General features: G+C 69.1%; 14 protein-coding genes. 2 read left to right on the forward strand and 12 right to left on the reverse strand.

The features are described from left to right. Nucleotides 1–7: 7 nt before the first annotated feature. Genes nuoK through ACZ7P3_RS20690 form a run of 11 tightly spaced genes read right to left on the reverse strand, consistent with a single transcriptional unit; the run spans nt 8 to nt 10,869 of the window. Nucleotides 8–307 carry an NADH-quinone oxidoreductase subunit NuoK gene (nuoK, locus tag ACZ7P3_RS20640; RefSeq protein ID WP_073901863.1) on the reverse strand — a complete coding sequence of 100 codons (300 nt, stop codon included), beginning with the start codon at nt 305–307 and terminating at the stop codon, nt 8–10. Further along, complete coding sequence (locus ACZ7P3_RS20645; protein ID WP_472083608.1) at nt 304–1,146, reverse strand: NADH-quinone oxidoreductase subunit J; 843 nt, start codon at nt 1,144–1,146, stop codon at nt 304–306. The genes nuoK and ACZ7P3_RS20645 overlap by 4 nt, the downstream gene beginning before the upstream one ends. Beyond that, the gene (gene nuoI / locus ACZ7P3_RS20650) at nt 1,143–1,772 is read right to left on the reverse strand and encodes an NADH-quinone oxidoreductase subunit NuoI (protein WP_472083610.1); all 630 of its coding nucleotides are present in this window, start codon (nt 1,770–1,772) and stop codon (nt 1,143–1,145) included. Before nuoI ends, ACZ7P3_RS20645 begins: the two co-directional genes overlap by 4 nt. Continuing rightward, entirely contained in the window at nt 1,765–3,129 is a 1,365-nt protein-coding gene (nuoH, locus tag ACZ7P3_RS20655) for an NADH-quinone oxidoreductase subunit NuoH (protein WP_472083612.1), read from the reverse strand. The genes nuoI and nuoH overlap by 8 nt, the downstream gene beginning before the upstream one ends. Then, nucleotides 3,126–5,630, reverse strand: coding sequence for an NADH-quinone oxidoreductase subunit G (locus ACZ7P3_RS20660; protein ID WP_472083614.1), 2,505 nt, complete (start codon nt 5,628–5,630; stop codon nt 3,126–3,128). The genes nuoH and ACZ7P3_RS20660 overlap by 4 nt, the downstream gene beginning before the upstream one ends. Then, nucleotides 5,627–6,973, reverse strand: a complete 1,347-nt coding sequence (nuoF, locus tag ACZ7P3_RS20665; RefSeq protein WP_472083616.1) for an NADH-quinone oxidoreductase subunit NuoF — start codon at nt 6,971–6,973, stop codon at nt 5,627–5,629. Before nuoF ends, ACZ7P3_RS20660 begins: the two co-directional genes overlap by 4 nt. Next, entirely contained in the window at nt 6,973–7,845 is an 873-nt protein-coding gene (gene nuoE, locus ACZ7P3_RS20670) for an NADH-quinone oxidoreductase subunit NuoE (RefSeq protein ID WP_472083618.1), read from the reverse strand. The genes nuoF and nuoE overlap by 1 nt, the downstream gene beginning before the upstream one ends. Then, the gene (locus ACZ7P3_RS20675; RefSeq protein ID WP_472083620.1) at nt 7,842–9,182 is read right to left on the reverse strand and encodes an NADH-quinone oxidoreductase subunit D; all 1,341 of its coding nucleotides are present in this window, start codon (nt 9,180–9,182) and stop codon (nt 7,842–7,844) included. The genes nuoE and ACZ7P3_RS20675 overlap by 4 nt, the downstream gene beginning before the upstream one ends. Beyond that, nucleotides 9,179–9,943 (reverse strand): NADH-quinone oxidoreductase subunit C, encoded by a 765-nt coding sequence (locus ACZ7P3_RS20680; RefSeq protein ID WP_472083622.1) that lies wholly within the window; start codon nt 9,941–9,943, stop codon nt 9,179–9,181. The genes ACZ7P3_RS20675 and ACZ7P3_RS20680 overlap by 4 nt, the downstream gene beginning before the upstream one ends. Then, a complete protein-coding gene (locus ACZ7P3_RS20685; RefSeq protein ID WP_030742960.1) occupies nt 9,940–10,494 on the reverse strand; it encodes a NuoB/complex I 20 kDa subunit family protein in 555 nt (184 codons plus the stop codon). The genes ACZ7P3_RS20680 and ACZ7P3_RS20685 overlap by 4 nt, the downstream gene beginning before the upstream one ends. A 15-nt stretch (nt 10,495–10,509) precedes the next feature. Beyond that, nucleotides 10,510–10,869: an NADH-quinone oxidoreductase subunit A gene (locus tag ACZ7P3_RS20690; RefSeq protein WP_003992243.1), complete on the reverse strand. Its 360-nt coding sequence runs from the start codon at nt 10,867–10,869 to the stop codon at nt 10,510–10,512. Between the two features lie 744 nt (nt 10,870–11,613). Here ACZ7P3_RS20690 and ACZ7P3_RS20695 point away from each other — a divergent pair. Continuing rightward, complete coding sequence (locus ACZ7P3_RS20695; protein WP_472083625.1) at nt 11,614–12,435, forward strand: C40 family peptidase; 822 nt, start codon at nt 11,614–11,616, stop codon at nt 12,433–12,435. Between the two features lie 128 nt (nt 12,436–12,563). Continuing rightward, entirely contained in the window at nt 12,564–13,190 is a 627-nt protein-coding gene (def, locus tag ACZ7P3_RS20700; RefSeq protein ID WP_472083627.1) for a peptide deformylase, read from the forward strand. A 104-nt stretch (nt 13,191–13,294) separates the two neighbouring features. On the opposite strand, the gene ACZ7P3_RS20705 is transcribed toward def, so the two are convergent. After that, complete coding sequence (locus tag ACZ7P3_RS20705) at nt 13,295–14,629, reverse strand: geranylgeranyl reductase family protein (protein WP_472083629.1); 1,335 nt, start codon at nt 14,627–14,629, stop codon at nt 13,295–13,297. Nucleotides 14,630–14,650 lie beyond the last annotated feature (21 nt).

Genomic DNA, 14,650 nt, shown 5'->3' on the forward strand with positions numbered 1-14,650 from the left:
CGACCCCTTACAGCTTCATCAGGCTGGCGTCGTCGACCGAGGCCGAGTGGCGGGTACGGAACAGCGACACGATGATCGCGAGGCCCACCACGACCTCCGCGGCGGCGACGACCATCGTGAAGAAGGCGATGATCTGGCCGTCGAGGTTGCCGTGCATCCGGGAGAAGACGACGAACGCGAGGTTGCACGCGTTGAGCATCAGCTCGATGCACATGAACACGACGATCGCGTTGCGCCTGATCAGCACCCCGGTCGCGCCGATGGTGAACAACAGGGCGGCGAGGTAGAGGTAGTTGACAGGGTTCACTTCGACGCCTCCTCGGCCCGCTTGAAGTGGGCCGGTTCGATCTCCGTGCGCTCCAGGCGGTCCTCCGCACGCTGCTCCAGCGCCCGCAGGTCGTTGATCGCCTCCGCGGACACGTCACGGATCTGGCCGCGCTCGCGCAGTGTCTTGCTGACGGTCAGCTCGGACGGGGTGCCGTCGGGGAGCAGACCCGCGACGTCCACGGCGTTGTGCCGGGCGTAGACGCCGGGGGCGGGCAGCGGAGGCACGTGCTTGCCCTCACGGATGCGCTGCTCGGCCAGCTCGCGCTGGGTCTTGGCCCGCTCGGTGCGCTCTCGGTGGGTGAGCACCATGGCGCCGACGGCGGCCGTGATCAGCAGGGCGCCGGTGATTTCGAAAGCGAAGACGTACTTGGTGAAGATGAGGGCCGCGAGACCCTCCACGTTGCCGTTCGCGTTCGCCTGGCCGGTGCCGTCGAACTCCTTCAGGGAGGCGTTCCCGATACCGGCGAAGAGCAGGACGCCGAAGCCGACCCCGCACAGAAGGGCGAGCCAGCGCTGGCCCTTGATGGTCTCCTTCAGCGAGTCCGCGGCCGTCACGCCGACGAGCATCACCACGAACAGGAAGAGCATCATGATCGCGCCGGTGTAGACGACGATCTGCACGATGCCGAGGAAGTAGGCCCCGTTGGCGAGGTAGAACACCGCCAGGACGATCATGGTCCCGGCGAGACTGAGCGCGCTGTGCACGGCCTTCTTCATGAAGACGGTACTCAGGGCGCCGAGCACCGCGATCGTGCCGAGGACCCAGAACTGGAAGGCCTCACCGGTGGAGGTGGTGTAGGCGGCGAGCTGCTGGCTCATGCCTCCACCCCCTGGTCCTCGGCCGCGGTCGAAGGGCCTGCCGTAGGGGGCTCTTCTCCCTTGGAGACGGCCGGCTGCTGCACGGTGCCGGGCGCGGCCTGCGTCACCAGGCCCCGGTAGTAGTCCTGTTCGTCGGTCCCGGGGAAGATCGCGTGGGGCGTGTCGACCATGCCCTCTTCCAGACCGGCGAGCAGCTGCTCCTTGGTGTAGATGAGGTTGGCGCGGCTGGAGTCGGCCAGTTCGAACTCGTTGGTCATCGTCAGCGCGCGCGTGGGGCACGCCTCGATGCACAGGCCGCACAGGATGCAGCGGGCGTAGTTGATCTGGTAGACGCGGCCGTACCGCTCGCCCGGCGAGTAGCGCTCCTCGTCGGTGTTGTCGGCGCCCTCCACGTAGATGGCGTCGGCGGGGCAGGCCCAGGCGCACAGCTCACAGCCGACGCACTTCTCCAGGCCGTCCGGATGGCGGTTGAGCTGGTGCCGTCCGTGGAACCGCGGAGCCGTGGTCTTCTGCTCCTCCGGGTACTGCTCGGTCAGCCGCTTCTTGAACATGGCCTTGAAGGTCACGCCGAAGCCGGCCACGGGGTTCTGGAAACCGGGTTTGGTCTCCTTGGGCTCCTCAGCCATCGGACGCCTCCTTTCCATCCGAAGATCCGTCACTGACAGTGTCCGACCCGCCACTGACAATCAGCTCCCGCTCGTTGCGCGGGCGGCGCCTCGGCACCGGCGGCAGTTCCTGTCCGGGCAGCGGCGGTACGGGGAATCCGCCCGCCATCGGGTCGAACCCGGGCTCCTGGACGGCGGCCGGCCCGGCCGTCTTCGCCTTCTCGCGGAACATGTCGGCGACGAAGGAGATCAGCAGCAGGGCGAGGACACCCCCGCCGACGTAGAGGGCGATGTCGGCGAAGTCGTAGTGCTCGTTGCGCAGGGCCCGCACCGTCGCGACGAGCATCAGCCAGGTCACGGAGACCGGGATGAGGACCTTCCAGCCGAGCTTCATCAGCTGGTCGTAGCGGACCCGCGGGAGCGTGCCGCGCAGCCAGATGAAGAAGAACAGCAGCAGCTGGACCTTGATGACGAACCAGAGCAGTGGCCACCAGCCGTGGTTCGCGCCCTCCCAGAAGGAGCTGACCGGCCACGGGGCGCGCCAGCCGCCGAGGAACAGCGTGGCCGACACGGCCGAGACCGTCACCATGTTCACGTACTCGGCGAGCATGAACATCGCGAACTTGATCGAGGAGTACTCGGTGTTGAAGCCGCCGACCAGGTCGCCCTCGGACTCCGGCATGTCGAAGGGGGCGCGGTTGGTCTCGCCGACCATCGTGACGATGTAGAGGATGAAGGAGACCGGCAGCAGCAGGATGTACCAGCGGTCGTGCTGCTGTTCGACGATCGTGGAGGTCGACATCGACCCCGAGTAGAGGAACACGGAGGCGAACGCGGCACCCATGGCGATCTCGTAGGAGATCATCTGCGCACAGGAGCGCAGGCCGCCGAGGAGCGGGTACGTCGATCCGGAACTCCAACCCGCCAGCACGATGCCGTAGATGCCGACGGAGGCGACCGCGAGGATGTAGAGCATCGCGATCGGCAGGTCGGTGAGCTGCATCGTGGTGCGCGTGCCGAAGATCGAGATCTCGTTGTCGGCCGGTCCGAAGGGGATCACCGCGATCGCCATGAAGGCCGGGATGGCGGCGACGATCGGTGCGAGGACGTAGACCACCTTGTCCGCGCGCTTGACGATGATGTCTTCCTTGAGCATCAGCTTCACACCGTCGGCGAGCGACTGGAGCATGCCCCAGGGGCCGTGCCGGTTGGGACCGATGCGCAGTTGCATCCAGGCGACGACCTTGCGCTCCCAGACGATGGAGAACAGCACGGTCACCATCAGGAAGGCGAAGCAGAAGACGGCCTTGACGACGACCAGCCACCAGGGGTCGCGGCCGAACATCGAGAGGTCTTCAGCGGCGAGGTACGGGCTCATGCCTCCACCTCCTTGGGGGCCTCTTCGGCGAGTGCCGCCGGGCCGATGCGGACGAGGGAGCCGGGCTGTGCGCCGGTGTCGGAGGCGACGCCCGTGCCGGCGGAGTTCAGCGGGAGCCAGACCACCCGGTCGGGCATCTCGGTGATCTGGAGCGGGAGCGCGGTCGTGCCGGCCGGTCCCGTGACGGCGAGGAGGCCGCCGTTCTCGACGCCCGCCTCGGCGGCCGTCGCGGCCGACACGCGCGCGCGTGCCGCGTGCCGGGTGCCGGCTAGTGCCTCGTCGCCCTCCTGCAGGACGCCCTGGTCCAGCAGCAGCCGGTGGCCCGCGAGTACGGCCTCACCCGCCGCGGGCCGGGGCAGCGCGCCCGCGGACTCCATGGGGTCGGTGGCCCGCGGGCCGTCCCAGGCGCCGAGGCGGTCGATCTCCGCGCGCGCGGTGCGCAGGTCCGGCAGGCCCAGGTGGACGTCCATGGCGTCGGCCAGCATCTGCAGCACGCGCGCGTCGGCCGGTGCGAGGCGGCGGGTCATCTGGTCGGGCTTGAGCGCGGCCTCGAAGAAGCGCACGCGGCCCTCCCAGTTGAGGAAGGTGCCGGCCTTCTCGGCGACCGCGGCGACCGGCAGGACGACGTCGGCCTGCTCGGTGACCTCGCTGGGCCGCAGCTCCAGCGACACCAGGAAGCCGACGCTGTCGAGTGCCTCACGCGCGCGTGCCGGGTCGGGCAGGTCGGCGACCTCCACACCGGCGACCACCAGTGCCGACAGTTCGCCGGTGGCGGCGGCCTCGATGATCTGGTGGGTGTCGCGGCCGTAACGCAGCGGCAGTTCGGAGAGCCCCCAGACAGCGGCGACCTCCTCACGCGCGCGCGGGTCCGTCGCCGGGCGGCCGCCCGGCAGCAGCGAGGGCAGCGCGCCCACCTCGACGGCGCCGCGTTCGCCCGCGCGCCGCGGGATCCACACCAGCCGGGCGCCGGTCGCGGCGGCCGCGCGTGCGGCGGCGGTGAGGCCGCCGGCGACCGCGGCGAGCCGCTCTCCTGCGACGATCACCGCGCCCTCGGTGCGCAGCGCCCCGGCGGCCTGCGCACCGGGGCCCTCCAGGCCGACGCCGCTCGCGAGGGCGTCCAGCCACTCGGTCTCGGTGCCGGGAGCGGCCGGCAGCAGCGTGCCGCCCGCCTTCTCCAGCCCTCGGGTGGCATGGGTGGCCAGCGCGAACACCTGCTGCTTACGCCCCCGCCAGGCCTTGCGCAGCCGTAGGAAGACGCCGGGCGCCTCCTCCTCGGACTCGAACCCGGCCAGCAGAACGGCGGGTGCCTTCTCCAGGGAGGTGTACGTGACGCCCGTACCGTCGAGGTCGCGGCCACGGCCTGCCACCCGGGCCGCCAGGAAGTCGGTCTCCTCGCTGCTGTGCACGCGCGCGCGGAAGTCGATGTCGTTCGTGTCGAGCGCCACGCGCGCGAACTTGCTGTACGCGTAGGCGTCCTCGACGGTCAGCCGGCCACCGGTGAGGACACCGGCCCGGGAGCGGGCGGCGGTCAGCCCGCGCGCGGCCGCTTCCAGGGCCTCCGGCCAGGAGGCCGGCTCCAGGACGCCCTCGGCGTTGCGCACGAGCGGGGTGTCGAGGCGGTCCTTGAGCTGCGCGTACCGGAACGCGAAGCGTCCCTTGTCGCACATCCACTCCTCGTTGACCTCGGGGTCGTTGGCGGCGAGCCGTCGCATGACCTTGCCGCGCCGGTGGTCGGTGCGGGTGGCGCAGCCGCCGGAGCAGTGCTCGCACACCGACGGCGAGGAGACCAGGTCGAAGGGGCGGGAGCGGAAACGATAGGCCGCCGAGGTGAGCGCGCCGACCGGGCAGATCTGGATGGTGTTGCCGGAGAAGTACGACTCGAAGGGGTCGCCCTCGCCGGTGCCGACCTGCTGGAGCGCGCCCCGTTCGAGCAGCTCGATCATCGGGTCGCCCGCGACCTGGTTGGAGAAGCGGGTGCAGCGGGCGCACAGCACGCACCGCTCGCGGTCGAGCAGCACCTGCGTGGAGATCGCGACGGGCTTCTCGTAGGTCCTCTTGCGGCCCTCGAAACGGGATTCGGCGTTGCCGTGCGACATGGCCTGGTTCTGCAGCGGGCACTCGCCGCCCTTGTCGCAGACCGGGCAGTCCAGCGGGTGGTTGATGAGCAGCAGCTCCATCACCCCGTGCTGGGCCTTCTCGGCGGCGGGGGACGTGAGGTGCGTCTTCACCACCATCCCGTCCGTACAGGTGATCGTGCAGGACGCCATCGGCTTGCGCTGGCCCTCGACCTCGACGATGCACTGGCGGCAGGCGCCGGCCGGGTCGAGGAGGGGGTGGTCGCAGAAGCGGGGGATCTCGATGCCGAGCTGCTCGGCGGCCCGGATGACCAGGGTGCCCTTGGGCACGCTGATCTCGGCGCCGTCGATCGTCAGCGTGACGAGGTCCTCCGGCGGGACCGCCGCCTCCCCTCCGCCGGAGGGAGCACTGGTGGTCACGGTCATGCGTTCACCTCCGGGCGGTCCGCCCAGGCCGTCGACTTGGCCGGGTCGAAGGGGCAGCCCCGGCCCGTGATGTGCTGCTCGTACTCCTCGCGGAAGTACTTGAGCGAGGAGAAGATCGGCGAGGCCGCGCCGTCGCCCAGGGCGCAGAAGGACTTGCCGTTGATGTTGTCGGCGATGTCGTTCAGCTTGTCGAGGTCGGACATGACGCCCTTGCCGGCCTCGATGTCCCGCAACAGCTGCACCAGCCAGTACGTCCCTTCGCGGCAGGGCGTGCACTTGCCGCAGGACTCGTGGGCGTAGAACTCGGTCCAGCGGGTCACCGCCCGCACCACGCAGGTCGTCTCGTCGAAGCACTGCAGGGCCTTCGTGCCGAGCATGGAACCCGCGGCGCCCACTCCTTCGTAGTCGAGGGGGACGTCGAGGTGCTCGTCGGTGAACATCGGCGTCGAGGAGCCGCCCGGCGTCCAGAACTTGAGGCGATGCCCGGGCCGCATGCCGCCGCTCATGTCGAGGAGCTGGCGGAGTGTGATGCCGAGTGGCGCCTCGTACTGGCCGGGACTCGCGACATGGCCGCTGAGCGAGTAGAGCGTGAAGCCGGGCGACTTCTCGCTCCCCATCGACCTGAACCATTCCTTGCCGTTTTTCAGGATGGCGGGAACTGACGCGATCGATTCGACGTTATTCACCACAGTCGGACAGGCGTAGAGGCCTTCCACCGCAGGGAAGGGGGGACGGAGCCGCGGTTGTCCACGGCGGCCTTCGAGCGAGTCGAGCAGTGCGGTCTCCTCACCGCAGATGTACGCGCCGGCGCCGGCGTGCACGGTGAGCTGAAGGTCGAGTCCGCTGCCCAGGATGTTCTCGCCGAGGTAGCCCGCCGCGTAGGCCTCGCGCACGGCCTCGTGCAACCGCCGCAGAACGGGGACGACTTCACCACGCAGATAGATGAAGGCATGCGACGACCTGATGGCATAGCACGCGATCACCATGCCCTCGATGAGGCTGTGCGGGTTCGCGAAGAGGAGCGGGATGTCCTTGCAGGTCCCGGGCTCCGATTCGTCGGCGTTGACAACTAGATAGTGCGGCTTTCCATCACCCTGCGGAATGAACTGCCACTTCATTCCGGTCGGGAATCCAGCACCGCCCCGCCCGCGCAGACCGGAGTCCTTGACGTACGCGATCAGGTCGTCCGGCGACATGGCGAGCGCCTTGCGGAGCCCCTCGTACCCCTCGTGCCTCCGGTAGACGTCCAGAGTCCAGGACCGGTCCTCGTCCCAGAAGGCCGACAGCACGGGTGCGAGCAGCTTCTCGGGGCTGGTGTCCTTGAGTTCAGGTGTCACGGTCATCACTCCCCCTCCTCGGCGGTAGGCCCTGCCGGGTGAGCCGGGTCGGAGGCCGATGTCTCCTGCGGCGCGTCGTGCGAGCTGAGGTGCTCGGTCGGCGACGGGTCGTGCACCGGCCGGTCCTGCGGTCCGTCGTGCGGACCGCCGACACGCGGATGGACCACGCGCGCGGGTGCGGCCTCTCCCCTTGCCAGGCGAAGGCCCACCAGCGATGCGGGTCCCGCGCTGCCGCTCTCCTCGACGGCCCCCGGCCGCTCGTCGGGGAAGCCCGCCAGAATCCGCGCGGTTTCCTTGAAGGTGCACAGCCGCGCCCCGCGCGTGGGCTCGACAGGCCGTCCCGCGCGCAGGTCGTCGACCAGGCGTTTGGCGCTGCCGGGCGTCTGGTCGTCGAAGAACTCCCAGTTGACCATCACGACCGGCGCGAAGTCGCAGGCCGCGTTGCACTCGATGTGCTCCAGGGTGACCTTGCCGTCGTCGGTGGTCTCGCCGTTGCCGACGCCCAGGTGCTCCTGGAGGGTCTCGAAGATCGCGTCGCCGCCCATCACCGCGCACAGCGTGTTGGTGCACACCCCGACCTGGTAGTCGCCGGAGGGCTTGCGCCGGTACATGGTGTAGAAGGTGGCGACCGCGGTGACCTCGGCCGTGGTCAGGTCCAGCATGTCCGCGCAGAACCGCATGCCGGTGCGCGTGACATGGCCCTCCTCGGACTGCACGAGGTGGAGCAGCGGGAGCAGGGCGGACCGGGAGTCCGGGTAGCGCGCGATCACCTCGCGCGCGTCCGCCTCCAGCCGGGCCCGGACGTCGTCCGGGTAGGCCGGCGCGGGCAGTTCGGGCATGCCCAGGCTGACGCCCCGCTCCGAAGAAGAGGTGGTCACCGGTCGACGCCTCCCATCACGGGGTCGATGGACGCGACGGCGACGATGACGTCGGCGACCTGGCCGCCCTCGCACATCGCCGCCATGGCCTGCAGGTTGGTGAAGGACGGGTCGCGGAAGTGGACCCGGTAGGGGCGGGTGCCGCCGTCGGAGACGACGTGCACCCCGAGTTCGCCCTTGGGCGACTCGACGGCCGTGTACACCTGTCCCGGCGGGACGCGGAAGCCCTCGGTGACCAGCTTGAAGTGGTGGATCAGGGCCTCCATGGAGGTGCCCATGATCTTCTTGATGTGGTCGAGGGAGTTGCCGAGTCCGTCCGGCCCCAGGGCGAGCTGGGCGGGCCAGGCGATCTTCTTGTCGGCGACCATGACCGGGCCGGGCTGGAGCCGGTCCAGGCACTGCTCGACGATCCTGAGCGACTGGCGCATCTCCTCCAGGCGGACCAGGAAGCGGCCGTAGGCGTCGCAGCTGTCGGCGGTCGGGATGTCGAAGTCGTACGTCTCGTAGTCGCAGTACGGCTGTGCCTTGCGCAGGTCATGGGGCAGACCGGTGGAGCGCAGGATCGGGCCGGTGGCGCCGAGGGCCATGCAGCCGGCCAGGTCGAGGTAGCCGATGTCCTGCATGCGGGCCTTGAAGATGGGGTTCCCGGTGGCGAGCTTGTCGTACTCCGGGAGGTTCTTCTTCATCTTCTTCACGAACTCGCGGATCTGGTCCACCGCGCCGGGCGGCAGGTCCTGGGCGAGTCCGCCGGGCCGGATGTACGCGTGGTTCATGCGCAGGCCCGTGATGAGCTCGTAGATGTCGAGAATCATTTCACGATCACGGAATCCGTAGATCATGATCGTGGTGGCGCCCAGTTCCATGCCGCCGGTGGCGATGCACACCAGGTGGGAGGACATCCGGTTCAGCTCCATCAGGAGCACTCGGATGATCTTGGCGCGTTCGGTGATCTGGTCCTCGATGCCGAGGAGCTTCTCGACGCCGAGGCAGTAGGCGGTCTCATTGAAGAAGGACGTCAGGTAGTCCATGCGCGTGACGAAGGTGGTGCCCTGCGTCCACGTGCGGAACTCGAGGTTCTTCTCGATGCCGGTGTGCAGATAGCCGATGCCGCAGCGGGCCTCGGTGACGGTCTCGCCCTCGATCTCCAGGATCAGGCGGAGCACCCCGTGGGTGGAAGGGTGCTGGGGCCCCATGTTGACGACGATGCGCTCGTCGTCGGCGCGGGCCGCGGACTGGACGACCTCGTCCCAGTCGCCACCGGTGACCGTATATACGGTGCCCTCGGTGGTCTCGCGCGCCGAAGCGGCGGAGGCCGCGGATGCTGACTGCGTGCTCACGAGTACGACCTCCGCTGGTCCGGAGCCGGGATCTGGGCGCCCTTGTACTCGACGGGGATGCCGCCGAGGGGGTAGTCCTTGCGCTGCGGATGGCCCTGCCAGTCGTCCGGCATCATGATCCGCGTCAGGGCCGGATGATCGTCGAAGACGATCCCGAAGAAGTCGTAGGTCTCGCGCTCGTGCCAGTCGTTGGTCGGATAGACGGAGACCAGGGACGGGATGTGCGGGTCGCTGTCCGGGGCGCTCACCTCGAGGCGGATCAGCCGGTTGTGGGTGATCGAGCGCAGGTGGTAGACGGCGTGCAGCTCGCGGCCCTTGTCCTGCAGGTAGTGGACGCCGCTGACGCCGGTGCACAGCTCGAAGCGCAGGGCCGGGTCGTCGCGCAGGGTGCGGGCGACACGGACCAGGTGCTCGCGTTCGATGTGGAAGGTGACCTCGCCGCGGTCGACGACCGTCTTCTCGATGGCGTTCTCGGGGAGGAGTCCCTGTTCCTCCAGGGCGCCCTCCAGCTCGTCGGCGACCTCGTCGAACCAGCCGCCGTAGGGCCGGGTCGCCGGCCCCGGGAGCCGGAGCGAGCGGACGAGACCGCCGTAGCCGGAGGTGTCGCCGCCGTTGGCGGCGCCGAACATGCCGCGCTGGACGCGGATCTCCTCACCGCCCTGGCCGCGCTGGCCGGGGAGGTTGGAGGCGGCGAGGTCCTTCTCGGGGTTCACCCCGTTCGAGGACCCGTTCACGCCGTTGGTGCCGTTCGCGTCGCTCACCGCAGCAGCCCCTTCATCTCGATCGTGGGCAGGGCCTTGAGCGCCGCCTCCTCCGCCTCGCGGGCCGCTTCCTCGGCGTTCACGCCGAGCTTGGAGGACTGGATCTTCTGGTGGAGCTTGAGGATCGCGTCCATCAGCATCTCGGGCCGGGGCGGGCAGCCGGGCAGATAGATGTCGACCGGGACGATGTGGTCGACGCCCTGGACGATCGCGTAGTTGTTGAACATGCCGCCCGAGGACGCGCAGACGCCCATGGAGATCACCCACTTCGGGCTGGGCATCTGGTCGTAGACCTGCCGCAGCACCGGCGCCATCTTCTGGCTGACCCGGCCGGCGACGATCATCAGGTCCGCCTGGCGCGGCGAGCCGCGGAAGACCTCCATGCCGAAGCGCGCGAGGTCGTAGCGCCCGGCGCCGGTGGTCATCATCTCGATGGCACAGCAGGCCAGGCCGAAGGTGGCCGGGAAGACGGACGCCTTGCGCACCCAGCCCGCGGCCTGCTCGACGGTGGTCAGCAGGAAGCCGCTCGGCAGCTTTTCTTCGAGTCCCATGTCCTAAAAGGCCCCTCAGTCCCATTCCAGGCCGCCGCGCCGCCATACGTACGCGTACGCGACGAAGACGGTGAGCACGAAGAGCAGCATCTCCACGAGCCCGAAGATCCCCAGGGCGTCGAAGGTGACGGCCCAGGGGTAGAGGAAGACGATCTCGATGTCGAAGACGATGAAGAGCATCGCCGTCAGGTAGTACTTGATGGGAAAGCGCCCGCCGCCGGCCGGCGTGGGGGTCGGCTCGATGCCGCACTCGTAGGCTTCGAGTTTGGCGCGGTTGTACCGCTTCGGACCGATCAGCGTGGCCATGACCACGGAGAAGATCGCAAAGCCTGCCCCGAGGGCTCCCAGTACGAGGATGGGCGCATACGCGTTCACCGCTCCTCGCTCCTCTCAGTCGGCACTGACTGGTGGCGGTTGCACTGGGCTCACATCCGCCCCACCGGTCCCACGAGCCCCGCTCGTCCCGGGCGAAGATCGAGAACATGTGAAGCAGGTCACAAGCCCAACTGCCTCGCATCTTATGCCCGCCGCTCTGTGATCTGCGACACGGGGTATTACACAAGCTTTGTGATCTCCACCACCTGACGAAGGATCATGAAGTCGGATGATGGGTGATCTTCATACGCGAAGCGTTCAGGTGATCACCAGAAGTGACATTTTCACTCGTCATCGCAGGCCGGAGCGGGCGTCTCCATATCAAGAGAGTTCTGCTGCATGCAAATTGGCCATGGCTGCGACGCCCTGATAGTGGGGCGCATTCACACATCAGAGGTAGCTCGGGAACGAGGTGTGGACGCCAGACCGTGCGTGCACGCGTTCACGAACTCGCGCCCGCGTCGGACGCCACCCTTCCGGTGACCGTTCCGTGACCTCCGCCACATTCATGAGAGCGGTCTGAGAACCGGGCTTGGCCATCCATGCGAACCAGTGGTAGGTGCGGGGCAATTCGGACGTAATGATCAAAGACCGTGATCAAGGGCTTGATCACGGGCGTCCGCAATGTCCGTTACGGCGTCAATAAAGAGTGACGTGCCCAGGCTTAGAGGTCTCGATTGAACAACTGTGGCGCAGCCCACGTTTCTTGAAGATATGAAGGAGCCCCTGGTACCCGTTATCCCCATGTCCCACACCGCTCACATACGCAGCCACCGGAAGCCCCGCCGCAGCGCGTCGACCATCGCGATGCGGGCCGGAGTTGCCGGTGGCGTCCTCAGCACCCTGGCAGTCGCCGGGGCGTCCGGCTCGGCGAACGCCGCCGAGCCGGTGACGCAGACCCTCGAACTGCCCACCCTGACGGCCGACCTGGCCGCTCAGGTCGCCCAGTCCGCGGACGCCACGCAGCAGGCCGCCGCGAACTACCAGCTGCAGGCCGAGCGCGACCAGGCCGCCGCAAACGCCGCGAAGCAGGCCAAGGCGGACCTCGCGGACGCCAAGCAGAAGGCGGCGGAGGCCAAGAAGAAGGCCCAGGAGGCCGCCCGCAAGGCGGCTGCCGCGCGTGCCTCGCGCAACGCGGAGCGCACGACGCTCTCCACCACGGCGAGCACCGACTCCTCCACGAGCACGTCCACGGGCTCCTCCACGGCGACGGGCTCGGCCGCGGCCGTCATCTCCTTCGTGAAGGCGCAGATCGGCAAGGCCTACGTCTCCGGCGCCACCGGCCCCTCGGCCTACGACTGCTCCGGTCTGGTGCAGACGGCCTTCAAGCAGGTGGGCATCAGCCTGCCGCGCGTCTCCCAGGACCAGTCGACGGCCGGCACCCAGGTGTCGCTGAGCAATCTGCAGCCGGGCGACATCCTGTACTGGGGCAGCGCGGGCAGCGCGTACCACGTGGCGGTGTACGTGGGCGACGGCATGTTCGTCGGCGCGCAGAACCCCTCCAGCGGCGTCGGGGAGCACCCGCTGTCGTACGACCCGCCGACCGGCGCCGTGCGGGTGCTCTGAGCGCCTCAGCACGTCTCTCACGCGCGTAGGGCCGCAGCCGCTCGGGGGCAGCGGCCCTTGCGTCGTCCCTGGCATGCTCGGTGCGGCCGCCGTTCGGCGGACCGTCCACGAGTGAAGGAGACAGCGCGATGCCACGCGTGTTCGTCCAGGGAAGCCCCGCCGACCACTACCCTCGCCACGCCCCCGAGGCCGGGCGCGGTGCGGTGCGCAGGATCACCGAGGTCGGCGAGGAGGTCCTGCACAGGCCGTGCCGGGACGTCACGGAGTTCGGGCCCGACCTCGCCGCGCTCATCGACGACATGTTCCTCACCATGTATGTCGCCGAGGGGGCGGGACTGGCGGCGAATCAGGTCGGCGTCGATCTCCGTCTGTTCGTGTACGACTGCCCTGATGACGACGGAATCCGGCATGTCGGACACATCATCAATCCTGTCCTGGAGTCCGCCCCGGCCGGGCGCCGGCTGATCGACGAGGGCGAGGGGTGCCTGTCGGTGCCGGGCGCCGTGATGGCCGTACCGCGGCCGGACCGGGCCGTCGTGCGCGGGCAGGACAAGCACGGCAGGCCGCTCGTCATCGAGGGCACGGGGTACTTCGCGCGCTGTCTCGCGCACGAGACCGACCACACCTACGGGTGGATCTACCTGGACCGGCTCTCCAAGCGGGAGAAAAAGGACGCGTTGCGGCTGATGGCGGCCCGGCGGGACGAGGTGTTCGCCCGCCGGGCGGCCAGGGCCGGGGAGCTGAGCCGGGACTAGGGCCCTTTCCGGCGGGCGCGCACGCCTTCGGGGCCACCCCGGTCGGACCGGTGGCACGGGTGGCACGGGTCCGACCGGGCCGGAGGCGGCCCCGCGCCGGGTGATCAGGCCTTCGGGGCGACCTTGCTCAGGCCGTTGATGATGCGGTCCATCGCGTCGCCGCCCGTCGGGTCGGTGAGGTTCGCCAGCAGCTTCAGGGTGAACTTCATCAGCACCGGGTGGGTCAGACCGCGCTGGGCGGCGATCTGCATGACCTTCGGGTTGCCGATGAGCTTCACGAAGGCGCGGCCGAGCGTGTAGTAGCCGCCGTAGGTGTCCTTGAGGACGCGCGGGTAGCGCTGCAGGGCGATCTCGCGCTGGGCGGGCGTGGCCCGCGCATGGGCCTGGACGATGACGTCGGCGGCGATCTGGCCGGACTCCATGGCGTAGGCGATGCCCTCGCCGTTGAAGGGGTTCACCAGGCCGCCGGCGTCGCCGACGAGCAACAGGCCCTTGGTGTAGTGCGGCTGGCGGTTGAAGGCCATGGGCAGGGCGGCACCGCGGATCGGGCCCGTCATGTTCTCCGGGGTGTAGCCCCAGTCCTCGGGCATGGACGCGCACCAGGCCTTGAGGATCTCGCGCCAGTCCAGCTCCTTGAAGGCGGCGGAGGTGTTGAGCACGCCGAGGCCCACGTTGGAGGTGCCGTCGCCCATGCCGAAGATCCAGCCGTAGCCGGGCAGCAGGCGGTCCTGGGGGCCGCGGCGGTCCCACAGCTCCAGCCAGGACTCCAGGTAGTCGTCGTCGTGGCGCGGGGAGGTGAAGTAGGTGCGCACCGCGACGCCCATCGGGCGGTCCTCACGGCGGTGCAGGCCCATCGCGAGGGACAGGCGGGTGGAGTTGCCGTCGGCGGCGACGACGAGCGGGGCGTGGAAGGTGACCTCGCGCTTCTCCTCGCCGAGCCTGGCCTTCACGCCCGTGATGCGGCCGGTGCGGTCGTCGATGACGGGACCGCTGACGTTGCAGTGCTCGTACAGCCGCGCTCCCGCCTTCTGGGCCTGGCGGGCGAGCTGCTCGTCGAAGTCGTCGCGCTTGCGGACGAGGCCGTAGTTCGGGTAGGCGGCGAGATCCGGCCAGTCCAGCTGGAGGCGGGAGCCGCCGCCGATGATGCGCAGACCCTTGTTGCGCAGCCAGCCGGCCTCCTCGGAGATGTCGATGCCCATGGCCACGAGCTGCTTGACCGCACGCGGGGTGAGGCCGTCGCCGCAGACCTTCTCCCGCGGGAACTCGGTCTTCTCCAGCAGGAGGACGTCGAGTCCGGCCTTGGCGAGGTGGTATGCGGTGGTGGAGCCGGCTGGCCCCGCGCCCACGACGATCACATCGGCGGTGTTGTCGGAGAGGGGCTCGGTCACGGCGGGATCTCCCCAAGGTTCTAAATCTGCGTGCCGACCGGCACTGGACATGGGCAGTCTATTCAGCAGAAT

This window comes from Streptomyces sp. NPDC107581 (assembly GCF_055657175.1).